The organism is Taibaiella koreensis (assembly GCF_003545715.1).
Classification (GTDB): domain Bacteria; phylum Bacteroidota; class Bacteroidia; order Chitinophagales; family Chitinophagaceae; genus Taibaiella; species Taibaiella koreensis.
The window spans coordinates 383,832-407,958 of record NZ_QVNU01000002.1; the positions used below are offsets into that span (position 1 = coordinate 383,832).

The 24,127-nt window shown below is 46.0% G+C and carries 23 protein-coding genes; all 23 read right to left on the reverse strand.

The window, feature by feature from the left end:
* Positions 1–3: 3 nt before the first annotated feature.
* Complete coding sequence (gene hisF, locus DZK30_RS08700) at positions 4–846, reverse strand: imidazole glycerol phosphate synthase subunit HisF (RefSeq protein WP_118973737.1); 843 nt, start codon at positions 844–846, stop codon at positions 4–6.
* Entirely contained in the window at positions 833–1,534 is a 702-nt protein-coding gene (locus tag DZK30_RS08705) for an acylneuraminate cytidylyltransferase family protein (protein WP_118973738.1), read from the reverse strand. The genes hisF and DZK30_RS08705 overlap by 14 nt, the downstream gene beginning before the upstream one ends.
* Before the next feature lie 2 nt (positions 1,535–1,536).
* A complete protein-coding gene (locus tag DZK30_RS08710; protein WP_205529395.1) occupies positions 1,537–2,580 on the reverse strand; it encodes a nucleotidyltransferase family protein in 1,044 nt (347 codons plus the stop codon).
* Between the two features lie 43 nt (positions 2,581–2,623).
* On the reverse strand, positions 2,624–3,298 hold the full coding sequence (locus DZK30_RS08715) for a PIG-L deacetylase family protein (protein ID WP_118973740.1): 675 nt from the start codon (positions 3,296–3,298) through the stop codon (positions 2,624–2,626).
* Positions 3,299–3,302: 4 nt separating this feature from the next.
* Positions 3,303–4,466, reverse strand: a complete 1,164-nt coding sequence (gene neuC, locus DZK30_RS08720) for a UDP-N-acetylglucosamine 2-epimerase (protein ID WP_118973741.1) — start codon at positions 4,464–4,466, stop codon at positions 3,303–3,305.
* Between the two features lie 5 nt (positions 4,467–4,471).
* The gene (locus DZK30_RS08725; RefSeq protein ID WP_118973742.1) at positions 4,472–5,425 is read right to left on the reverse strand and encodes a GNAT family N-acetyltransferase; all 954 of its coding nucleotides are present in this window, start codon (positions 5,423–5,425) and stop codon (positions 4,472–4,474) included.
* A gap of 14 nt (positions 5,426–5,439) precedes the next feature.
* On the reverse strand, positions 5,440–6,450 hold the full coding sequence (neuB, locus tag DZK30_RS08730; protein ID WP_118973743.1) for an N-acetylneuraminate synthase: 1,011 nt from the start codon (positions 6,448–6,450) through the stop codon (positions 5,440–5,442).
* An 82-nt stretch (positions 6,451–6,532) separates the two neighbouring features.
* Positions 6,533–7,681 (reverse strand): LegC family aminotransferase, encoded by a 1,149-nt coding sequence (locus tag DZK30_RS08735; protein WP_118973744.1) that lies wholly within the window; start codon positions 7,679–7,681, stop codon positions 6,533–6,535.
* 4 nt (positions 7,682–7,685) lie between these two features.
* Positions 7,686–8,684: an NAD-dependent 4,6-dehydratase LegB gene (locus DZK30_RS08740; protein ID WP_118973745.1), complete on the reverse strand. Its 999-nt coding sequence runs from the start codon at positions 8,682–8,684 to the stop codon at positions 7,686–7,688.
* Positions 8,685–8,725: 41 nt separating this feature from the next.
* The gene (locus DZK30_RS08745) at positions 8,726–9,745 is read right to left on the reverse strand and encodes a Gfo/Idh/MocA family protein (protein ID WP_118973746.1); all 1,020 of its coding nucleotides are present in this window, start codon (positions 9,743–9,745) and stop codon (positions 8,726–8,728) included.
* 54 nt (positions 9,746–9,799) lie between these two features.
* Positions 9,800–10,375, reverse strand: coding sequence for an acyltransferase (locus DZK30_RS08750; RefSeq protein WP_118973747.1), 576 nt, complete (start codon positions 10,373–10,375; stop codon positions 9,800–9,802).
* Positions 10,376–10,381: 6 nt separating this feature from the next.
* On the reverse strand, positions 10,382–11,524 hold the full coding sequence (locus DZK30_RS08755; RefSeq protein ID WP_118973748.1) for a DegT/DnrJ/EryC1/StrS family aminotransferase: 1,143 nt from the start codon (positions 11,522–11,524) through the stop codon (positions 10,382–10,384).
* 19 nt (positions 11,525–11,543) lie between these two features.
* Complete coding sequence (locus DZK30_RS08760; protein WP_118973749.1) at positions 11,544–12,821, reverse strand: nucleotide sugar dehydrogenase; 1,278 nt, start codon at positions 12,819–12,821, stop codon at positions 11,544–11,546.
* A 75-nt stretch (positions 12,822–12,896) separates the two neighbouring features.
* Positions 12,897–13,835, reverse strand: a complete 939-nt coding sequence (gene fcl, locus DZK30_RS08765; RefSeq protein WP_118973750.1) for a GDP-L-fucose synthase — start codon at positions 13,833–13,835, stop codon at positions 12,897–12,899.
* A 31-nt stretch (positions 13,836–13,866) separates the two neighbouring features.
* Positions 13,867–14,979, reverse strand: coding sequence for a GDP-mannose 4,6-dehydratase (gene gmd, locus DZK30_RS08770; protein WP_118973751.1), 1,113 nt, complete (start codon positions 14,977–14,979; stop codon positions 13,867–13,869).
* A 139-nt stretch (positions 14,980–15,118) separates the two neighbouring features.
* On the reverse strand, positions 15,119–16,183 hold the full coding sequence (locus DZK30_RS08775; protein WP_118973752.1) for a hypothetical protein: 1,065 nt from the start codon (positions 16,181–16,183) through the stop codon (positions 15,119–15,121).
* 8 nt (positions 16,184–16,191) lie between these two features.
* Positions 16,192–17,055, reverse strand: coding sequence for a glucose-1-phosphate thymidylyltransferase RfbA (gene rfbA / locus DZK30_RS08780; RefSeq protein WP_449451940.1), 864 nt, complete (start codon positions 17,053–17,055; stop codon positions 16,192–16,194).
* Between the two features lie 4 nt (positions 17,056–17,059).
* Entirely contained in the window at positions 17,060–18,061 is a 1,002-nt protein-coding gene (locus DZK30_RS08785; protein ID WP_118973754.1) for a mannose-1-phosphate guanylyltransferase, read from the reverse strand.
* Between the two features lie 39 nt (positions 18,062–18,100).
* Positions 18,101–18,637 carry a dTDP-4-dehydrorhamnose 3,5-epimerase gene (rfbC, locus tag DZK30_RS08790; protein WP_118973755.1) on the reverse strand — a complete coding sequence of 179 codons (537 nt, stop codon included), beginning with the start codon at positions 18,635–18,637 and terminating at the stop codon, positions 18,101–18,103.
* A gap of 45 nt (positions 18,638–18,682) precedes the next feature.
* Positions 18,683–19,033 (reverse strand): phosphomannose isomerase type II C-terminal cupin domain, encoded by a 351-nt coding sequence (locus DZK30_RS08795; protein WP_118973756.1) that lies wholly within the window; start codon positions 19,031–19,033, stop codon positions 18,683–18,685.
* Positions 19,034–19,045: 12 nt separating this feature from the next.
* On the reverse strand, positions 19,046–20,107 hold the full coding sequence (gene rfbB, locus DZK30_RS08800; protein ID WP_118973757.1) for a dTDP-glucose 4,6-dehydratase: 1,062 nt from the start codon (positions 20,105–20,107) through the stop codon (positions 19,046–19,048).
* A 79-nt stretch (positions 20,108–20,186) separates the two neighbouring features.
* A complete protein-coding gene (locus DZK30_RS08805) occupies positions 20,187–22,604 on the reverse strand; it encodes an SLBB domain-containing protein (protein ID WP_118973758.1) in 2,418 nt (805 codons plus the stop codon).
* Between the two features lie 178 nt (positions 22,605–22,782).
* The gene (locus DZK30_RS08810; protein WP_118973759.1) at positions 22,783–24,108 is read right to left on the reverse strand and encodes a UDP-glucose dehydrogenase family protein; all 1,326 of its coding nucleotides are present in this window, start codon (positions 24,106–24,108) and stop codon (positions 22,783–22,785) included.
* Between the last annotated feature and the right edge of the window lie 19 nt (positions 24,109–24,127).

A 24,127-nucleotide genomic window follows, 5' to 3' on the forward strand; every position in this document is an offset into this window, starting at 1 on the left:
CAGCTATCGGCAATAAATATTGTTAGTATGTAAATGTTCTTTCAATTCAACAAGGTTGAAAGGTTTGAACTTCATAAATGACCTTCCGCTGAGTAGAAAGTCAATATTTCCTTCAGCCCTGTCGTTCATATCCGATCGCAAGTGTTTAATGGCATCGTAATGCAATACGGAAGCCAGGCATACGGCATCCGTGCTCCCATTAAATAACAAATTTTCAACATCTTCAATACTACCGGCGCCACCATGTACGATGAGCGGTATTGAAATTCCATCAGCAACCTGTTGAATCAGCCGTTGATCAAACCCTTTTCCTGTCCCTTCATAATCGACCGAAGTCAGAATAATTTCCCCTGCACCTAAATCTTCTACCTTCTTAGCCCACTCAACAACCTCTACCCCGGTATATTCCCTTCCATTATCTGTAAAGGCAAAATATTGATCTCCATCTTTTATAGCCTCAATTGCAACGACTATGGTTGATGATCCGAACTCTCTTGAGGCCTCCTTAATAAACTGAGGATTTTTTATGGCAGCAGTATTTATCGAAACCTTATCCGCTCCAGCCTTAAGCATGGTCGTTATATCCTGAAGCGTTCTTATGCCGCCGCCGACCGTGATGGGAATAAAAATGCTTTTTGCAGTCTCCTTGACAATTTCCTGCAGACCATTCCTTTCGTATAGGGAGGCGACCACATCCATGAACACAATCTCGTCAGCTCCCTGATTATAATAATACTGAGCAAAATCGGCAGGCCTGCCTAGTACCCGTAACCCTTCAAGGTGTATTCCCTTTACCAGGTTTGGCCCCTTGATATCTAACCTTGGGATGATTCTAACTGTTTTCATTGTGGTTACTTTTACTTAAAAATTCTGCATAGGCCCAATCTGCCGGAACATCCAGATCAACCGCGTATCTTTGGTCCATCACATATTTCCTAATAGCGGAAAAAGCACTAAGACTTGCCTTTGCCCTCAGGCTGTCGGCATTGATAACATATATAGCACCATTATAGGCGTAAACCGCCGGTACATCCTGTCTGCGCACATAGTCGCCCGTACCTTTAGCAATCCGCAACAGTCCATTTTCCTGCTCTTCAAAAAGATTATAATAGGGATTTAGCGCCGATTCGGTTACAGAAACGACCATATCCAGTTCGTAATGAAATAGGCCAAGCGCTTCCTCCAAGTGCCTCCGCTCCCGGAAGGGCGAGGTGGGCTGCAGCAGCACTACAGCATCATAGTTGTTGCCTCTATCTTGGTAAAATCCCAACGCATGCTGTAGCACGCCATAGCTGCCAACGGTATCTGTGGCAAGTTCCTTTGGGCGCATAAAGGGTATCTCATAGCCTATCAGCCCGGCGCATTCCGCAATGTTCTTATCATCGGTGCTCAGGCAAATGTCTTCATCGCCGGCGAACTGCCGTGCATACTGCAGGCTGTAATGCAACAGCGGCTTTCCATTCAGCGGCTTTATATTCTTGCCGGGAATGCCCTTGGATCCGCCCCTTGCCGGGATGATAAATAATATTTTCAATGTTACAGCTTTAAGTGTTTGATATCTTCCTGCGCTTTGCGGTAGTCTTCATGTTTCCCAATATCGAGCCAATAACCAAGTATAGGGAAACTGATCACCTTTTTCTTCATGCCTATCAACGTTTCGATAAGATCGGTCACATCAAAAAAAGAATCGGGAATGTGCGCGACCATACTCCTTTTCATCAGGTAAATTCCTGCACTGGAATAATAGGTATAGCGAGGCTTTTCTTTTAGCGACCGGACCGTAGTATTGTCACCATCTACTTCCATCACAGCATAGGGAATATCGACATGATAGCTCGTAGCGGCTATTGCCATATCGGCGTCCTGGCCTTTAAATTCCGTATAGAATTCGTAGAAATCGATTGTGGTCAGCAGATCGGAATTCATGATCAAGATCACGTCGTTCTCAAAATCTTCTACGAGCTTCACAGAACCGATGGTACCCAATGGTTTCTCTTCCCGGATATAACGTATACTCAACTCTCGGGAAGCCCCATCACCAAAATGGTTAACCAGCTGATCCCCCAGATAATTTATACTCAGGTAAATATTGCATACGCCATGAGCGGCCAGGCGGTCCACATTGTGTTCGATGATCGGCTTTTCCCCGATCTTCAGTAATGGCTTTGGCGTATTTTGCGTAAGCGGCAGCAAACGCTGTCCTTTGCCGCCGGCCATAAGCACCACATCGACGGGCAGAGTAAATTTATACTTATAAAGATTCAGTATTTCGATAAGAGCAAAATTGCTATCCACTACCGGCACAAAAAATATGCCTTCTTTCCGGAAGTATTCCAACACCTGCGGTGTAATATTATCTTGCTGCAGGTATTTGAAGTCGGTCATCATGACCTGGTCTACTGTTTCATTAATCCCTATCCCTTTCAGCAATCCCCGCCTGATATCACCGTCTGTTAATGCACCTACCAGTTTCTGCTCCTGATTGACCACAAAAAGAACATTAGCAATAAGCCCTTGCTCATCGATGATCGACAAGGCCTCCTTTATCGTAAGCGTCTCAGGAATAAGATGATTATTCATTTCAGGCATTATAAAAAATTTAGGCATTAACGTACAAAATAAATTACTTATCTATGTATTTAATCAATTGAAATGCCTCTGCATATTCCACGCCTGCAATTGCCCCTCGGTGTACTGCAAGTGCTTCAATGTTTCGAATGCTCCTTGGGAATGGGTGTTCACCCAGCTCGGATTGATAAACACTCAGGATCTCTATCTTTCTGCTAAAATATGCAGAGATATCTACAAAATAATTTGGCAAAAATACTTTTTCAGCTAGAGCCGGCGCAAATTCGGTTTCAGAAATACATTCATACAAAAGCACTCGTTTCAGAAAAGGATATCTAAAAGATTTCGTACAAGCCATTACAGCGTCAAAAGTAATTCGGTGGTCAGAATGAGCATCGGAACGGTTAAGGCAGTATACTATTTCTGGCTGCGTTTCCATAAAAATTGCCGAGATTTCGGGAACCATCTTTATAATTGAGCTGCTGGATAATGACATAGTAGGATATTCCAGCTTGAATGTTTTCTTAATTCCAACCATCTGTGCGACCTTCTCTATTTCTTCCTGTCTTGAGGCTACCCTTTCCTTCTTGAACTGGCCAGAGGATTCCGAAATGTTGGTAACAATTAACCAAAATACATTATCACCCATGGCGACGTGCTTTAAAATACTTCCTCCGGCACCTATTATCTCATCATCGGGATGAGCTGATATAACGATAACGTTTTTCATATACTCAATAAGTTATATTTTTATATATAAGCTTTTTATCCAATTCAATTTTTGCTAGTACGGATACTATTTTCTCGGTAGATTTTCCATCCCCGTAGGGATTAATTTTTAAAGCAACTTTTTCCCGGAATGCCTCATCATTCAAAACAAAAGATATGGCTGCGGTAATGTCATCTTTATTATTGCCAACAAAAACGACGTTATCTCCACATAGTCGGTCTCGCTGCCTTTCCCCGATATTGATCGCCGGCAACCCAAGCGAAGCGACTTCAACCAGACCCGAACTTGAATTGCCGACCAGATATCGGGCATGACGCAAAAGATTGATATACGTTATTCTGTCAAGATTTTGAAACAAAGTAAACCTCTGTGGATACCTCAAAGTATACTCTTTATACGCTGAAATGATTGCAGCGTTTCCTGCGTCTGAATTTGGATAATTAATAAAACAATATTGATCTGTCTCCAGTATAGCGTCAAGGGTCGTTCGAATATGTTCATCTTGCTGTTCTACCTGGGTTATTATAGGATGTTGGATGAGCACACAATAATCTGAAATATCCTTGCCATTGCTCACTTTCATAGTAGCATCCGTCCGCGACATTTCCGGCAGGTTCACTAACCTGTCCAGCGCAGGATTACCCACCACAAAAATACGCCATTCATCTTCCCCGAGTTTTAACAGTGTAGTCTTATGCTCGGGAAGTGTGGGGAAATGTATGTGTGCAAATTTGCTCGCTGCATACCTTGTAGAGTTATCGATATTGCCGTCTTTAGCAATGTCGCCACCAAAAAAATGCGCAACAGGTATATCCATATAGGCACAAGTCATTGTTACCGTGATCGCTTCCTCCCTGTCTCCCGCTACCAGCACAATATCAGGCCTTTCATTAATAAAGATATGGGCGAGATTGGGTATCTGATAACCTATAGAAACGATCCTTCCGATTTTTTCATTGGAATCCACCAAGTTGTAAACCTTTCCTGCAATTTCAAACCCATCAGCTTCGACCTGCTTTACAGTGAGGCCAAAATTATCAGACAGATGTGGTCCCGTAACAATTAATGAAAAATCAAATTGTTCATCCGTATTTAAACGTTCATATACTTTAAAGAGCAGATCGTAGTCGGACCTGGCTCCGGTAACAGCAATAATCTTCCTTTTCATAGTGGTTAAAATATATCTGAATCGCCCATAGAATAATACCACCGGCTATTTTCACGTAACGCCTTATACTGCTCATTCAACACCCTGATCCCAAAATAGGTGACCGGCCCACTAAGTACAAAGCCTATTTTCTCAAGGACAATATGCTTTTCATCATTAACAGGAAGCCACATATTGATCTGTAACAATGCATATTGACTATAAAAATCAGTTATCGCATTCAGCAGCTGAAGCAATGCGTCATATACGGGAGGGAAATATAACTCAATAAGGTCGACCTCGAAACGATTGCTATCTGTGAACGAGCGAAAGATCTTGGTAACTGCAAAATATTCCAGGCCACCAAGGGTCATTTGAAAAATTTTATACTTATTTGTCGGATGCTGCACATACCTCCAGTTTAGATAATCGGCAGTTTTTTTCACTTTAACGTCAAAGCCACTCGTAGAATCAATAATTGCTGCTGGGTTCTGTTTATTGAAAGCGTCAGCCAGTCTGACATCAGAAGGGTCTGTTTTTTTCAGCTTCTCAATACGAAGAGAAAAGGTAGGAATTTGCTCGATGTTGGCCCACCTAAGGTTTTTAATAAACGCGTAGTGAGAATTATTGTTAGGAAATCCCCAAACGGCTTCAAGTTTGTTGCGAGACCTTTGTTCTTCGTAAAGCGCTTCGGCCAAAAGTGAAAAGATGCCTCTTCCACTGTACTGCGGATGAGTCATTGTCGTCATCGACAATCCTGTCAATATTTGTGCTCCGTTCATATCAAGACTCACAGGAGACACGGCATAATGCCCTGCAAGAGTATCATTGTCCCACATCAGTTTTATCATGGTCTGATTGAGCGGATTCTGTAAAAAACGCCAGTTCCAGAAATCTTTCGAAATAGGCCTACCGAATGAAGCCTCAAAGAGCTCAAATATCTTGGCCTCGTCCCCCTTTACGTAATCTCGTAATTCCATATTTTCCAGCTTACTTAAAGTGTTATTAACTCGTCGACACTAAAATCTTTCTTCGCCACCCGCCCGATCACAGTATCCCACAACATTGGCGAAATGCCAGTACCGGGTCGCTTGGTTGTAATGTTCGCTTCCGAAAAAAGCTCTCCTTTTTTTATGTCTACGCGGGCCACAATGCTTTTGCGTGCAATACCGGTATTTTTCATTTCTGAGGAAGAGGGCTCTTTATAACCCGAACCACCTATTGCCGCTTCCACATTACGGATAGATGTTACCATCGCCTTAAGCTGATCAGGCTCCAGCGACGCTTTATGATCGGGACCTTCCATATTTTGGTCCAGTGTAAAATGTTTTTCTATAATCACTGCCCCTAAAGCAACAGCCGCCACCGGTATTTCTATACCTAAGGTATGATCCGAATAGCCCACAGCCGTTCCCAACTCCTGCTGAATGTGCAGCATGGCTTTAAGGTTTACATCCCGCATAGGTGTCGGGTATTCTGTATTGCAATGCAAGATGGTAATTTGTTCCTTCGGAATACCTTCCTTGGTAAAGACGGCTACGGCTTCCCCGATCTCTGCAAGGGTGGCCATACCGGTAGAAAGGATCACTTGCCCGAAGAGTTGTGCCGCCCTACGCAGATAAGGGAGATTGGTAAGCTCACCGGAAGGGATCTTTACCAGGTCAAGTCCTATTGTCTTCAGGTACTCCAAAGATTCCAGGTCGAAGGCCGTGGAGAAAAATTGAATGCCTTTACTGCGGCAATAGTCCATTAGCGCCACGTGTTGGGCTTCCGACAGCTCCAGCTTTTTCAGCATCTGCAACTGGCTTTCGTCCGCGTTACCGGTGTTGCTGATCTGGTACTCCGCTTTTTTTGCTGACTTAGCGACCAGGTGTTCCGCTTTGAACGTCTGGAACTTGACATAGTCCACGCCGGCGGCCACAGCAGCATCTACCAGCCTGAACGCATTGTCAAGGCTGCCATTATGGTTGACACCGGCTTCGGCTATGATAATAGTTTTTGCCATCAGGCTTATTGTTTCCGGGATTCTACTCCGTTTGATTGATATACTTGCTCGCACTGCAACCGCAACACGCTTACGATCCGGATTAGCTCCTCACGCTACTGGGAATATTAACGATGCGATCTGCCAGCCATATGCTGTGTTCCAGGCTATCGTGCTGGCAATGCTGAAACATGGGCAATCTGTTCATCAGCTCCCATACCGGCCGGGTCATTACTCCGTTATCATTGCTTTGTTCCAGGAAGGCATCGCGCTCTTCCGGGCTATCTAATATAATAGTGTTAAGCCAGTAGTTGGCCTTTGTAGCTTCTCGCCCGGCAACAAAAGTTATCTTTTGCGTGGCAAAAAAGTCCTTGTATAATGCGGCCAGCTCCCTCTTGTTTTCCAGGAAGCCCGGCAGCTGCTCCAGCTGGGCGCAAGCCAAGGCTGCATTCAGGTTAGGCATGCGATAGTTATATCCCACTTCGTCATGAACAAAAGCCCAGCGGTGTGGCATTTTAGCCTGCGTAGTGAGGTGCTTCGCTTTTCTGGCCAGCGCTTCATCGTCAGTAACCAATGCGCCGCCACCGCCACAGGTAACGGTTTTGTTGCCATTGAAGCTGAACGTACCTATCTTTCCATAAGTACCGGTATGACGGTCTCCGATATAGCTGCCCAGCGATTCGGCGGCATCTTCGATCAGCACAATATTCCATATAGCGCATATCTCAGCAATTTCTTCTATGCGCAAGGGCAGCCCAAAAGTATGCATGGGTATGCAGGCCGAGATTTTCTTTCCGGTCGTGCGATTATACGTAAAGCCATCAGCCCTTTTTTCAGCGTTACTATCCAAAAAGCGCTGTAACGCCTCGGGCGACATACCAAGGGTATCCCTATCCACGTCGATAAAGACGGGTTGAGCGCCAATATAGCTGATGGCATTGGCAGTAGCTATAAAGGTCAATGCCTGCGAAAGCACTTCGTCGCCGGCCTGCACGCCACATACCAGCATGGCCATATGCAAAGCATTGGTGCCATTAACAATGGCTACAGAATACTTTGCCCCGGTGATCTCCGTCATCATTTCCTCGAAGCGATTTACATAAGCACCCACCGACGACACAAAGGTGGAATCGATGGTATCCATCAAGTATTTTTTTTCATTGCCGGCAAAACGGGGAGCGTGAAGCGGTATGAAGTCCTGTCCGGGGAACTGCTGCTTTATAAAATCAATAACTTCCTGGAAGCGTTGCATGGTATCAAATGTTATAAATGTCGGCCTTGTACTGTTTTATATTTTCGGGTTGCCTGAACCATTCGATGGTTTCAGCCAGTCCCTGTGCCAGGCTATAATTCATCTTCCAATCGGTAAGCTCTTTTATCTTTTTATTGGATCCGAACAGCCGGAATACTTCCGATTTGGCAGGGCGTAAACGCTCGTCTTCCGTTATGATCTTTGCTTCCGGGTTGATCTGACTTATAAGTTCCGCAGCCAGATCTCCTACCGATATCTCGGATTGTGTTGCAATATTGCAATCGTGGCCGATCAGCTGATCGCTATTGGCGATCGCAACGAACCCGTTCACAGTGTCCTTTACAAAAAGCAGGTCGCGTGTAGGCGTGGTATCACCCAGCTTGATCTCGGTTTTCCCGTTCAACAACTGGGTTATTATAGTCGGAATGACTGCCCTGGCCGATTGTCGCGGTCCATAAGTATTAAAAGGCCGCACGATGGTGAGCGGCAGGTCGAAGCTGCGGTAAAAAGAATCGGCAATGCAGTCGGCCCCTATTTTCGAAGCAGAATAAGGTGATTGCGGCTGGCGCGGATGCAATTCATCAATGGGCACATACTGTGCGGTTCCGTATACCTCAGAGGTAGAGGTGACCAATACCCGTTGTACGCCCAGGTCTTTTGCCGCCTGCACTATATTCAACGTGCCTTTTACATTCGTATCTATGTAGGAGTCGGGCGAATGGTAGCTGAAGGGGATGGCAATAAGCGCAGCCAGGTGAAAAATAACTTCGCAATCTTTCATAGCAGTACGTACACCATTAGGATCGCGTATATCGCCACTGAAAACTTCGATGTTTTTCAGCTTATCCTGGGGTAGGCTATCCAGCCAGCCCCAGCTATTGAAGGAATTATAGTAACAAAATGCCTTTACCTTGCATCCCTCGTCCAGCAGCCTTTCCACAAGATGACTACCGATAAAACCATCGGCGCCGGTAACCAGGACTTTTTTTCCGCTTAAGCTCATTAGTTGATATTTCTGATTTTAATAAAAACCTGTTCGGCTTGTTATTTCAGGGCATATACTTTTTCAATGATATCGACCACTTTCAGCCCCTCCAGCGCATTGGTCGTAATGGAGGCCCTGCCTTTCAGCACATCAACTACATTTTCGATCACATAATGATGATTGGCTGCCGATCCTTTGTATGCGCCATAATCGTTGCCGGGATTGGTGGGTGCCAGTGTCGGCATTTCATAGTCTTTCACATGACAATATTCCACTTTGTCCATATATTGGCCGCCTATCTTTACCGAGCCAAGCTCGGCAATAATGGTCATAGAGCTTTCCAGGTTCTGGTTCCACACAGAGGTAGAATAGTTAAGACTGCCCATACCACCATTGACAAAGTCAAAGCTTACAAAACCGCTGTCTTCGAAGTCGGTAAGGTCTTTATGGTTGAAATCGTTGAACTTACCCTGGATGTTCTGGATATCGCCAAACAGCCAGTACATGATGTCGATGAAATGTGAGAACTGAGTAAACAAGGTACCACCATCGAGGTCTTTTTTACCATGCCAGCTATCGGGCTTGTAATACCGGTTGTCGCGGTTCCAGTAGCAGTTCAGCTGTACCATATAGATATGGCCCAGCTTGCCGCTTTCGATCAGGTCCTTGATCCATACGCTGGGCGGAGAATAGCGGTTTTGCATTACGGCAAATACCTGCTTATGCATGTGCAAGGCCTTAAAAATCACTTTTTCGGCGTCTGCTTTGCCCAGGGCCATCGGCTTTTCGATCACGATGTGCTTACCTGCCTCGAGACAGGCAAGCGCCTGCGGTGCATGAAATCCGTTGGGCGACGCGATATTGACCACATCGGCCTCGATACCCGATTCCAGGAAGGCTTCCAGAGAATTAAAGAAGGGAACATCATAGGATTCAATACCTAGCTGACCTTTATCCTTAATATCAATCAACGCTACCAGCTCACTTTCGGCATTGCGCTTTACCATTTCCGCATGCCTTTTACCAATGTGACCGCATCCAACTACGGCAAATTTTACTTTTTGATCTGAAGCAACCATTATTTCAAGGTAAGTTTATATTTTATGTCCGCTACCGCAATAATCATGCCACCCCTAAGCTATCCGGGTTACACCGTTTTCCCCAAGCTCATATTCCTGCCCGCTTTCCGGACAGATCGCTTTATGGCTGGCATCAAATTCCAGCCGGTGGCCATATTCGCTCATCCAGCCGATCTGCTTCGCCGGATTGCCGACTACAAGGGCATAGGCAGGCACCGTTTTGGTCACAACGGCCCCAGCACCAATGAAAGCAAAGGCGCCTATATCGTGGCCACAGACAATGGTCGCATTGGCGCCTATGGAAGCGCCTTTCCCTACATGTGTTTTCGCATATTGTCCGCGACGGTTCACACCACTCCTCGGATTGATTACATTGGTAAACACCATAGAAGGGCCCAGAAATACATCCTCATCGCAGGTAACGCCTTCATAAATAGAAACGTTATTCTGGACTTTTACATTCCGGCCCAGCACCACATTGGGAAAAATAACACAGTTTTGACCAATATTGCAGGCTTCACCAATAACACATTTGGGCATGATGTGCGAAAAGTGCCAGATCTTGGCATCTTTTCCGATGATGCAACCCTCGTCAATTACTGCGGTTTCATGTACAAAAAAATCCTGCATCTTATCTTAAGCTACTGTTTTCTGTTTTTTGAAGGATAATACAGCATCGATAATAAAATTCAACTGCGTCTCCGTCATTTCTGTGTGTATCGGCAGCGATATGACCTGGCTGCACAGCATTTCCGATATGGGAAAATCTCCGGGGCCAAAAGCCTCAGTTTTAAATGCATGCTGCAAATGTAAGGCAATAGGATAATATACCATGGCCGGCACCCTTTGCCTCTCCAGATGCGCCTTCAACTCGTCCCGGTCTTCAGGAACGTCCAGTTTCAACGTGTACTGGTGAAAAACATGCGTCGAATTAGTCTGTCTTGCAGGAACACGGATCCAGTCCAATTGGCCAAAGACCTCATCGTAATATGCAGCGGCCTTATTCCGGGTTTGGGCATAGCTATCGAGATGCTTCAACTTAATGTCCAGGACAACAGCTTGTATGGTGTCCAGGCGGGAGTTGACCCCTACCACTTCGTGGTGATACTTGACCGCCTGTCCGTGATTGGCGATCATCTTTATTTTCTGAAAGAGATCGGTATCGTTGGTAAACAAAGCGCCGCCGTCACCATAGCATCCCAGGTTTTTGGAGGGAAAAAAGGAAGTACAGCCGATATCGCCCATAGTACCGGCTTTCTTCACCGTCCCATCAGAGAATGTATAGTCCGCCCCTATGGCTTGCGCCGTATCTTCTATTACAAAGATATTATGCTTCCGCGCTACTTCAAGAATGGGCTCCATATCGGCACACTGGCCAAACAGGTGTACCGGTACCACAGCTTTTGTACGTGGTGTGATGGCTTTTTCGAAGAGTTCCGCTGTAAGATTAAAAGTATGCGGATCTACTTCGGTCATTACTGGTTTCAAGTGCAGTAATGCGATCACTTCGGCGGTAGCCACGTAGGTAAAGCAGGGTACAACGACCTCGTCGCCGGGTTGCAATCCCATGGCCATCAGCGCGATCTGGAGCGCATCGGTTCCGTTGGCACAGGGGATCACATGTTTTGCACCCAAATAGCGTTCCAGATTGTCGGAAAATTGCTTTACCTGGGGACCATTAATAAAGGCCGTCGCATCGATCACCTGTTGTATCGCGGAGTCAACCTCCTCTTTAATATGCTGGTACTGACCTTTAAGGTCAACCATCTGTATGTTCATTAGTAAAAATTAATAGTGTTTATAAGCGGGCATCGATCAGGCTACGGTCCAGACAGGCTTTTGTATCGAAGATGACGGCATTGCTCCCGTTCCGTATTTTGGTGTAATCCAATTGGATGAATTCGTTATGGGCTACTGCCAGCACGATCGCATCGTAGGCGCTATCCAACCGGTCGGCAAGACGAATCCCATATTCCTCCTCTACCTCATGTTTATTGGCATGAGGATCGTAAACCTCCACGTTGAGCTCGAATTGCTTCAGCTCGTTATAAATATCAATTACCCTGGAGTTGCGGATATCGGGACAGTTTTCCTTAAAAGTGATACCCAGTATCAACGCACGGGCGCCTGCAATCTTATGTCCCTTTCTGATCATTAGTTTAATGACCTTGTTGGCCACAAACATACCCATATTGTCGTTTACCCTTCTGCCCGAGAGGATCACCTGCGGATGGTATCCCAGAGACTCGGCTTTATGCGCCAGATAGTATGGATCTACGCCAATACAGTGCCCGCCAACCAATCCAGGCTTGTACTTCAGGAAATTCCACTTGGTACCGGCAGCCTCGATCACATCGGTTGTATCGATGCCTATACGATCGAAAATGAGTGAAAGCTCGTTCACGAAAGATATGTTGACATCACGTTGTGCATTTTCAATCGCCTTCGAGGCTTCGGCCACTTTAAGGCTGGGTGCTTTATGGGTACCGGCGGTAATGATAGAAGCATAAAGAGAGTCCACCACATCGGCGATCTCGGGCGTAGAGCCGGAAGTAACCTTTTTTATTTTGGTCAGCGTATTGACCTTATCGCCGGGATTAATCCTTTCGGGTGAATAGCCGCAGAAAAAATCGACATTGAACTTCAAGCCGGAAAAACGCTCCAGCACCGGCACGCAGTCTTCCTCGGTACAACCGGGATAAACAGTGGATTCATAAATAACGATATCGCCTTTCTTCAGTACTTTACCCAGCATTTCGGAAGCTTTGATCAACGGCATCAGATCCGGCGCTTTGAATTGATCAATGGGTGTGGGTACGGTTACGATATAGACATTATAATCCTTGAGATCGTCTACGTTAAAAGAAAATGTGAGTCCCTTATCTTCGCTTACCTGCGCCGTAACCTGTTTCAGGTCGTCGATATTGGCCTCCAAAGTACTGTCTTCGCCTTTGGCAAGTTCTTCAATGCGATTTTGCTTGATGTCAAAACCCAGCACCTTATATTTCTTGCCAAATTCAATAGCAAGAGGTAAGCCTACGTAACCTAAACCGATAACGGCAATTTTGCTAGCCATAAACACGCTGTCTGCTTTTATTTTATTTATAAAAAAGAACCATTACGGGCGACGATCGTCTCGAATCCCATTAGTTCAGGGTATTGACACATTATTTAAAAATTTACCGGCATACACCTCACGTATACCCTCTTCAAGCTTTGTACTTGCTTTCCAGCCCAGACTATTCAGTTTCGACACATCCATCAGCTTCCGGGGTGTGCCATCGGGTTTGGTGCGGTCCCATACAATATTGCCTTCATAACCGACTATACGTTTGATCATCTCCGCCAGGTCCTTGATCGGGATATCTTCTCCTACGCCAATATTGACGAGACCAGATTCGCTGTAGTGCTGCATCAGGTAAACACAGGCATCTGCCATGTCGTCGGCATGCAAAAATTCGCGCAGCGGTGAGCCGGTACCCCAAAGGGTAACTTCAGGAAGGTGCTGCTCGCGGGCTTCATGAAATTTACGCAGCATTGCCGGCAACACATGTGAGCTTTGCAGGTCATAGTTATCGTTGGGGCCATAAAGGTTGGTCGGCATTACCGACACAAAGTTACAGCCATATTGGCTTCTGTAGGCATCGCACATCTTTATCCCCGCGATCTTGGCAATAGCATAGGGCTCATTGGTCGGCTCCAGCTCACCGGTAAGAAGGTATTCTTCCTTCAGCGGCTGTGGGGCCAGCTTGGGGTAAATACAGGACGATCCCAGGAACATGAGTTTTTTTACCTGGTTGCGGTAAGCCTCATGGATCACATTGTTCTGGATCATCAGGTTTTCATAAATGAATTCGGCACGATAGGTATTATTGGCTACAATACCACCCACTTTAGCCGCCGCCAGAAAAACATAATCAGGCCTTTCCGCTTCAAAAAAAGCAGCCACTGCCCGCTGATCGCGCAGATCCAGCTCGGCAGAGGTTCTCAGCACGAGGTTGTTAAACCCTCCCGATTCCAGGTTCCGGCGGATAGCGCTACCTACCATACCCCTGTGTCCTGCTATATATACTTTATCTGAAGGTTGCATTACTGTTTATTTTAGAAGCACCGGACGCTCATTATTCGTATTGACGGAAGATCTCATAGCCTGCTTCTTTCAATATTTTCTCTTTCCTGAAGATATCGATATCGGAAGCCATCATTTCTTTCACCAATTCCGGCAAAGTACACTTAGGCTCCCAACCCAGCCTGGTTTTGGATTTTGTAGGGTCACCGATCAGCAGGTCTACTTCTGTAGGCCGGAAATACCGGGGATCGACACACACCACTTCCTGCCCGGGAGTAAAGGCATAGCCTGCGGCAGATTCCTGGATATAGGCCTTTTCGTCTGCGCCCGCTCCTTTAAATTCGAGTGTGACACCCACTTCTGCAAATGCCATGGCAATAAAATCGCGTACGGTAGTGGTAACACCTGTTGCGATCACATAGTCTTCGGCCTTATCCTGTTGCAGTATCAGCCACATGGCTTCTACATAGTCACGCGCATGACCCCAATCCCTTTTGGCATCAAGGTTACCGATGTATAGCTTATCCTGCAGGCCCAGTGCCATTTGCGATACCGCCCGGGTAATTTTGCGTGTAACAAAGGTTTCGCCCCTTAGCGGGCTTTCATGGTTAAATAAAATACCATTACAGGCAAACATATTATACGCTTCCCTGTAGTTGACCGTGATCCAGTAAGCATATAATTTGGCTACCGCATAAGGCGACCTGGGATAGAATGGCGTGCTTTCACTCTGCGGCACAGCTTGTACCAGGCCATACAGCTCTGAAGTAGAAGCCTGGTATATTCTTGTTTTCTCAGTAAGACCCAATAGCCTTACCGCTTCCAATATACGCAGTGTACCAATGCCATCGGCATTAGCCGTATATTCCGGCGTATCAAAGCTCACCTTTACGTGGCTCATGGCGCCCAGGTTATAGATCTCATCGGGTTGTACCTCCTGTATAATTCGGATCAGGTTGGTGCTATCGCCCAGGTCGCCGTAGTGCAGGATCAGGTGGCGATTGTTCACATGAGGATCTTCGTACAAATGGTCGATACGATCCGTGTTCAGCAGGGAGCTTCTTCTCTTGATCCCGTGAACAACGTATCCTTTTTTGAGCAGGAATTCGGCCAGATAAGCGCCATCCTGCCCTGTGATACCTGTTATTAACGCTACTTTTGACATGAATCTATTTTAGTTGGTTCGAGATTGGTTCATTTAATGGATTCTATAACATTTGGCGCATCTTTGTTTTGCCGCATGCTTCATATGTTGCGATTCCGGCGTCGACAATGTTTGTCATCGCGCATATTCTTAATGTGCTTTAAGTGTTCATAATGTTTTGATACCACTTTCGCAACATAAGAATTGCAGTCGTAAATAATAAGAATAGAACAGCGCCGATAATAGCAAATTGAATTCCAGACGCCTTTATTACTATCAGGGGGTAAACAGGTCCATCTACCATTTGTATAAGAGGTGTTTCCTGTGCCAGCGCCATTCGCCGTGTCTCAAGATTTTTGGTAAGTTCCAGGTACATCGTCGTTGTTGCGTCCACGTCTATCTTTTTCCGCTCTGGAGCCACACGCAGGGTTGCCCTGGCGGGGTTGGCATAGGGTACATCTTCAATAGAAGAAGCCACCTGATACATGCCCGAATTGAGTATAAGCCGTGCACTGTCTGCTTTACTCTCCAATACTTTTATCTCTTCGGTCGTTTTCTCCGTTTTTGTTTTGATATAATATTGGTTTACCTTGCTCACCAATACCTCTGTAAATAGCTTTGAAAACTGCTCGTCTTTAGACTTGAAGATAACAGTAATAAGATTTTCGGCTTTACTTGTTTCGTTTATATCAAGATATTTATTGCCTTTGAGCATTTCTATGCAGGAAAGCATAAGGCTGCTTTGTTCCTTACTGAGACTATCCAGCGGTACATTCTCTTTAATCGCAACAGTACCAAGCTTGCTCTTTTTCCTTATCCCGCTTTCATCCAGAAAGATATCGACCAGCAATCTCCTTTGGCCATTATAATTTACCGGTGTAACCAATGCCTGAAACAACATCAGCCTGCTTTTATAAAGCCAGACAATATTCTTAGTGGAGGAAAAGAGACCGGCGGAAGCGTTGCCGGCATCTATTCCCAAAAGAGCAAGGCCACTCATAGCGTTACCCCCCGATTTTCCTTCATCCAAAACGAAAGTGCTTTCAGCCTTGTACAAGAAAGCTTTACTTTTGGCATAAAAAAAACCTGCGGCCGCACCTATGATCATCAAAGCAATAATTATTTTCCATTTAGAGAGCAGGTACGACGCCCACTTCTTAAGATTTAATATCAAATCTTTCATGGTGACAACATTTCTTTCCGGATAGCTTTGATTCGCCGTCATGATACATGTTACTTTAATAGGTTCGTTAAATAGGTCCCGTAACCACTCTTTTTTAATGGCTCTGCGAGCGTTGCCAGTTGATCTCTATCGATAAAGCCCATACGATAAGCGATTTCTTCAGGACAACCGATCTTTAGTCCCTGGCGGTTTTCGATTACCTGTACAAACTGGCTCGCCTGCATCAGCGAATCGTGTGTACCGGTATCGAGCCAGGCCACGCCTCTTCCCAATACGCCCACTTTTAATTTGCCCTGCCCCAGATAATACTTATTTACATCGGTGATCTCGTATTCCCCGCGCGCCGAAGGCTGTATCTGCCGGGCCACTTCCACCACTGAATTATCATAAAAATACAATCCCGGTACGGCATAATCGGATTGGGGACTTTCCGGCTTTTCCTCGATAGATATTGCTTTGAGTTGGTCGTCAAATTCAACCACACCATAACGCTCCGGATCACTTACCCGGTAAGCAAAAATAACACCACCCTCAGGATCACAGTGTCCTTGCAATAACCGGGCCAGCCCACTTCCATAAAAAATATTATCGCCAAGAATCAGCGCCACTTTATCCTTCCCGATAAAAGATGCTCCGAGCACGAAAGCCTGCGCCAGTCCATTCGGCTCTTCCTGGATCACATATTCAAAACGGCAACCCCATTGGCTTCCGTTTCCCAATAGCCTGATGAAACCCGCCTGATCCTCCGGGGTAGTGATGATCAATATTTCACTGATTCCTGCCATCATCAATACCGATATCGGATAGTAGATCATAGGCTTATCGTATATGGGCATCAACTGCTTGCTGATACCCATCGTGATGGGATAAAGCCGTGTACCGGATCCTCCCGCCAATACAATCCCTTTCATCATTGAGTCATTTTAATAATTCAGGCTTTTCCTTTTCCAGCCGGTCATAAACATTTTTCACTTCCTGCGCCCTATCCCGTGATACTATTAGTATCGCATCTTCCGTTTCAACCAATATGGCATTCTCAATCCCGATGAATTCTACGTGTTTGTCTGATCCCAATACGAGATTCTTACTGTTGTTTTGTATACCATGTTTGTTCAGGTAATCCCATAATGCATCAAATGAGCCCAGATCGCTCCACTCAAAATGAAAGGGGATCACTTTGATGATCTTTGAATGTTCCATAACCGCATAGTCCACGCTTATGGAAGGAATTTCCATAGTTTCTTTCACGGGCAGAAACCCGCCATCTGCTTTCTCAACAGTTCTCCGGGCTGCTTCAAATACCGCAGGCGCATGCTTTTTCAGCTCGTCAAGATAAACAGAAGCCTTGAAGCAAAACATACCGCTGTTCCAGAGGTACTTTCCGTCGGCTACGTACGCTATCGCTGTTTCAAGGTCAGGCTTCTCTTTAAAGGCGATCACATCAAACAATTCATTGTGCTCAATGTAGCCGTATCCTGTTTCAGGGTGTTGCGGCGTAGCGCCGAAAGTGACTAGATAACCGTCATGTGCAAGCATCACAGCATCATGTACGGCCTTTTCGTAAAGGTCGCTACCACTAATGATATGGTCAGATGGCGTAACCAATAATATATCGTCGGGCGCGACAGTAAGAGCAGCAAATGCAATCGATGCGGCCGTATTCCTTGGAGCGGCTTCAATAATTTCACCATAATTGCTGATGCACGCGGTCCTTAATTCCTGGCGGGAAAGCTCATAATTATCGACACTCCCCACAATCAGGATACGATCGGCGATCTTGCTATTGCGCAACGCACACGTACGAAAAAGCGTATTCGCGTCATCAAAGATGGGAATATATTGCTTAGGCCTCGACTTACGTGACAAAGGCCATAACCTGCTGCCGACACCTCCGGATAGTATTACATTAATTATCGACATGGTCTTAGCTTTGCGTTTCTATTCTGAAATGCCCTCTGATCATAATTCAACAAAAGGGAGGTGGAGGTCCTTTTCCGACAATATCCTTTGTGTTACTGGAATACCCCAATCAATACCCAGCACCGGATCATCGTACCGTATTCCGCCTTCCGCGTTTTTATCATAAACGTTATCACACTTGTACAATAACACGGCATTGAGGCTTAACACTGAAAAACCATGGGCAAACCCCCGTGGCACATATAGCTGCCGTTTATTTTCGGCCGAAAGCTCCTCGGCAATCCACTGACCATAGGTAGCTGAATGTTTACGCAGGTCAACTGCCACATCAAGCACCTTTCCTTCAAGTATGCGGATCAACTTGGCTTGAGCAAATTCGCCCTGCTGGAAATGAAGCCCACGAATGACGCCGTAACCAGATGAGGATTGGTTGTCCTGAACAAACGCCCCGCTCTGTTTCGTTAAGCGTTCAAACCCGGCTCTGTTAAAACTCTCGAAGAAATAACCTCTGCTATCATTATAAACCGCAGGCTCTATGATAAAACAGTCCTTTAGTTTTGTTTCTATAACATTCATAAACTACTACAATTGATACCTCGTTGCCGTAAGGTCAATATGCTCTTAATTTTTATCGACGCGGGCGTAGTCGTCATCCAGCCGGATAATGTCATCTTCTCCAAAATAAGTTCCCAACTGCACTTCGATAATAACGAGCGGCTCCTGCCCCTCGTTGGCCACGCGGTGTTTGGCTAACACATCTATTTTTACAACCACTCCCGGACCATGCTTTTGCGTCTCTCCCTCTATGGTAACTGTAGCGGTTCCGGAAATAATAGTCCACACTTCCGACCGGTGGTGATGATATTGATAACTCAACCGGCCTCCGGGCTTTACTTCAATGCGCTTTACCTTATGAGAGTCCTTATCTTCCAGGACCCAGTACTCACCCCAGGGGCGTACGTCGTGTTCCATTGGTTCGAAATATTAGCTTTCTGAATATTGGTCCGAATAATATTTTTGGTAGGCGCCACTGGTTACCTGATCCAGCCATTCTTCATTGGCCAGGTACCAATCTACCGTTTTCTCCAACCCTTCTTCAAACTGCAGACTGGGCTTCCATCCCAGCTCTTGCTGCAACTTTGTAGCATTGATGGCATAACGCAGATCATGCCCTGCACGATCCTTTACAAAAGTGATCAATTGCGCAGATGTACCAGGCACACGGCTCAGTTTCCTGTCCATAATGTTGCAAAGTAACCGGATCAGATCTATGTTTTTCCATTCGTTATGCCCGCCTACGTTATAAGTGGTTCCGGCTTTCGCATTATGAAAGATGAGGTCGATGGCTTTCACATGATCTTCTACCCAAAGCCAGTCTCTTATATTTTCACCTTTGCCGTATACTGGTACAGGCTTACTATTTTTAATATTATTGATCGCCAGGGGAATCAGCTTCTCCGGAAAGTGGAAAGAGCCATAATTGTTGGAACAGTTGGAGATTACTATATCCATACCAAAAGTATCCCTGTAGGCTCTTACAAAATGATCGGAGCTGGCCTTAGACGCCGAATACGGGCTATGCGGATCGTAACGGGTTTCTTCGGTAAACATACCGTCTCCTGTCAGAGCACCGTATACCTCATCTGTGGATACATGATAGAACCGGCACTTATCATAAACACCTTTCCAACAGGCCTTAGCTGCATTGAGCAGATTCACCGTACCGACAACATTAGTCATCACGAATTCAACAGGACTGCTTATCGAACGGTCTACATGAGATTCAGCAGCCAGGTGTATCACCGCATCCGGCTTTTGCTCTGCAAACAGGCGGTCAATAAATGCAGCGTCTATAATATCTCCTTTAATGAATTTGTAATTCTCTTTCTCCTCAATGTCTCTCAGGTTGGCCAGGTTGCCGGCATAAGTCAGCTTATCAAGATTAATGATGGTATATTGCGGATACCGGGTTACAAAATGTCGCACTACATGTGAACCAATAAACCCAGCTCCGCCGGTAATAATAATCGTCTTTTCGGTTCTCATAGTTATATCAGTTCGGTTCACCTGCTACACCCAATAAATAAAAAATCAAATAACAAGCGTTCAAGGACAGGTAACATTGCTACTTGTTCGAATTAATGATCGCGACTACAAGCGCAGCCATTGAGGCGACACTGGCTGACAATCCCACCCATGTTTGCACCAATGTAGTACCATCCCGTTCTTTCCGGGGTTTGCGCTTGGGAATAAAGACCTCAGCACCAGGTTCGATGTTGGGGTAGTTCCGGAAGAAAAGAAAATGGCGTGTTCCCTTGCTGGCCCCATTGGCGTATACGACATAGGAATGTTTCTTTAGGGCATCGTCGGTAAAACCGCCGCTGCGCATGACATATTCATTAAGGTTTTGACCCGAAACGTAAACCGTTGTCTTCGGAGAATACACTTCACCCGATACCTTTACTGTTTGCAGTTCACGGGGTACGTTCAACACATCGCCGTTCAGTAAAATCAGATCTTTGCGCCCTTTGGGATGCTTGAGCACATAGCCCAGATCTATGTCGACAAAGTTATTCCGCTTAGTCGGATCGGATAGATCGATCCCGGATTTTCCGTTTGTGGCATCGATCTGCTTTTCTGCAAACTGGCGCATCTTCAGGCTCTGCTTTTCTGCATCTGTTGCTGTTGCGATGTAGTCGCCTCTTCTCAGGGAAGCGCCATTCAAATAGGCGTAGGCGGTAAATCCTTTGGCTCTGGCTACCAAATCGGAGATGCGGTCGTCCTTGGTCAGCAGCGCATAAGTTCCGGGATACATGACCTCGCCTTCAACCGTTACCATCTGTGGTTGTACATATCCGGGCAAAGCAAAAATAGAGACGGCGTCAAAAGGCTCGAGCCTGAACTTAGACTCCGCCAACTTTAGATCTTTATCGATAACAACCTTGATGATATTGGCCAGTTTGGCGTCTTTGGCTTTACGGTCGCTGTCTTTCACTCGGCGGGCGATCTCAACTTCCACCATATTGGCGCCATCTGCAAAACCACCGGCTTTAAGGATGAGATCTTCAACGGTCATACCATTGAAATAGGGAAAGGTACCAGCGGCGCGCACTTTACCGGTGATGTTTACGGTAAAAGCATCTGTATAGTCAAATATCGAAGAGACAGTGATCACGTCTTCCCGCATCAACAGTATATCCTCTGCTGTTCCATCTATGATAGCCTTCACATTGAAGGGGATCACTGCAGAGCTATTATCTTCCTTAAGCCGGGTAATATATCCACGCTCAAGATAAGCATCCTCTTTGAGGCCATCGGCTTTAGCGATCAATTCTTTTAAAGTAAGGCCATCTGTTAGCTCGAAATCACCGGGGCGGTACACAGCTCCCCATAAAGAAACCCTGTTCTCATACTTATTATATATCCTGGATACGGTATATTTATCTCCTTTAAGCGGAATATACTGATCAAAATCCTTTTGACCGATATCCTTTAGTCGCTGTTGCTTGTCTGTAAGCTGTACGGCCTTAATACTGAACTTGTAAGCATAATCCGTAAACCCACCGGCAAAGTGGATCACATCCTTCAGCGACTCACCAGGTAATACTTCAAAATATGCCGGCCGTTTTACTTCGCCCTCCATACTCACCCTTACCCTATACTCCGGTACCATAATGATATCACCATCCTGAAGTGCTATATTGGCGCTTACATCTCCCCTCAGCAGGTAATCGTACATATCGATCTGGGCAATCTGCTCATTATTGCGCATCACCTTGATCCCCCTGAATGTTCCATTGGATGTAATACCACCAGATTCATAGAGCGCATTAAATGCAGTTGTCAACGAACTGAGTGTATAATCGCCCGGCGTACGGACTTCACCCAGAAGGGTAATGCGAATGCTGCGTATATTGGTAAGCGTAACATCAACCTCCGTCCCCCTGTCTATTGCAAAACGATTGGTCCGCAACTTCTCTTTGATCACCTCAGTAGCATTTTCTATGGTGCGTCCACCCACAAAAACCTTACCTAAATCTCTCAGAGAAACAGAGCCATCTGGGCTCACAACGGGAGCAAAGCTCACAACCGAATTCCCGGTTACAGCGATAGACAATTTATCGCCGGGACCTAATATGTAATTCTGCGGTATCGGCCGGTTAGCATCTGGGGCAAAAGATGAAGACGGATTATTGAATATTTCATTGCCGAAAATAGGTAAGCCCGCTTCTCCTTTTATGCCTTCGGCCGTTTTGCGCCGTTTTTCAACTTCTTCGTTCTTCTCTTGCTTCTTATCCTGCTCCTGATCACTTTCCCTGGCATTCTTATCCTTCTGTTCACCATTATCCTCTTTATGCTGGTCGCTGGCTTCTTTTACCTGGTCTGGAGTGCTGGTCGTTGAAGCGTCGGTTGTCGCGGTTTGTGCCGGTTTGGTTTGCTTGGGCGCCGGCTGCTGAGCGTAGCCGGTAACGGTACATCCCAGGAGGAAAAGCAGGACAAACAGTCGTTTTAATATATGAATCCGGAGTGTTTTGATGTGCATGGTAACAAAATAATCTATAATACTTTAAATCAGGTATAGCCGGAAGCAGTTTCCGGCGGTGGGCAAAATTAATATTCTTTTTCTGGTAACCATGCGTTGCCCGGATTATGGTTGCCGAATGGGCAGAAAATTAATATAAATTTCGCATTTAACTTAATGGAATTCAGCGGCATTAACGCTACCAGCCTTGCCCAACGCCAATGCAATGATATGTAAAACCGTTCATTTCCAACTCTCGGGCATTATAGATATTCCGGCCATCGAACAGAAGCGGCCTGCGCATCAGCGTCTTTACCCGGTCCCAATCGGGTAGCCGGAACTCGCGCCATTCGGTAAGCAACATCAATGCATCGGCATCCTCCAGGGCGGTGTATTCATCATCGGTGTAGGTCACCGGCAAATCGATATGTCTTGCTGCTTCCTTCATCGCCACCGGATCGTAGGCTCTTACCTCAGCGCCGGCATGCACCAGTGCCCTGATGATCGCAATCGACGGGGCCTCCCGCATATCATCCGTCTGTGGCTTAAAGGATAAGCCCCATACCGCTATCTTCTTACCGGTGAGATCTGTTCCAAGGATACGGCACAGTTTACGGAAAAGGGTCAGCTTCTGCTTTTCATTGATCTCTTCCACAATCTCCAGCATTTTTAAAGGATGCCCGTGCTGTTCTCCGCTTCTCATCAATGCCTTTACATCTTTTGGGAAGCAGGAACCGCCATAGCCGATACCCGCATATAAAAATTTATTGCCGATACGGGGGTCGGAGCCAATACCGCTGCGTACCTGGTTGATATCGGCGCCCAGAATTTCACAAAGATTAGCAATGTCGTTCATAAAGCTGATACGGGTCGCCAGCATGGCATTGGCGGCATATTTGGTCATTTCCGCCGAGGGAATGTCCATAAATATAATCCTGAAACCATTCAACAGGAATGGTTTATATATTTGTTCCATTACCTTGGCGGCCCGGTCGCTTTCCACACCGATCACGATACGGTCTGGGCTCATAAAGTCGTTTATAGCCGCGCCTTCTTTAAGAAACTCTGGATTGGAGGCTACATCAAAAGGGACAGAACGGCCATGGCGGGCCATAGATTCGGCTATCGCCTGCTTGACCTTGACCGAAGAGCCTACAGGCACCGTGCTTTTGGTAACGACCACGGCATAGTCCTGCAGGTAAGCCCCTATTTGCCCGGCCACGGCAATTACATATTTGAGATCGGCGCTGCCATCCTCGCCTTCCGGCGTTCCTACAGCTATAAAAACAGCATCGGCTTCTGCTATGTCCGAAGCGATGTCGGTGCTGAAGCTTAGGCGCCCTTTTTGGGCATTACGATGCACAATTTCTTCAAGACCAGGCTCATATATAGGTAAAATTCCTTTTCTAAGGTTATCTATCTTCTGCTGATCAATATCGACACATACCACTTCCGCTCCTACATCGCTAAGACAAGCTCCTGTAACCAGGCCCACATAGCCCGTTCCCACTACTATTATTTTCATACTTAAAACCGGGAATTAA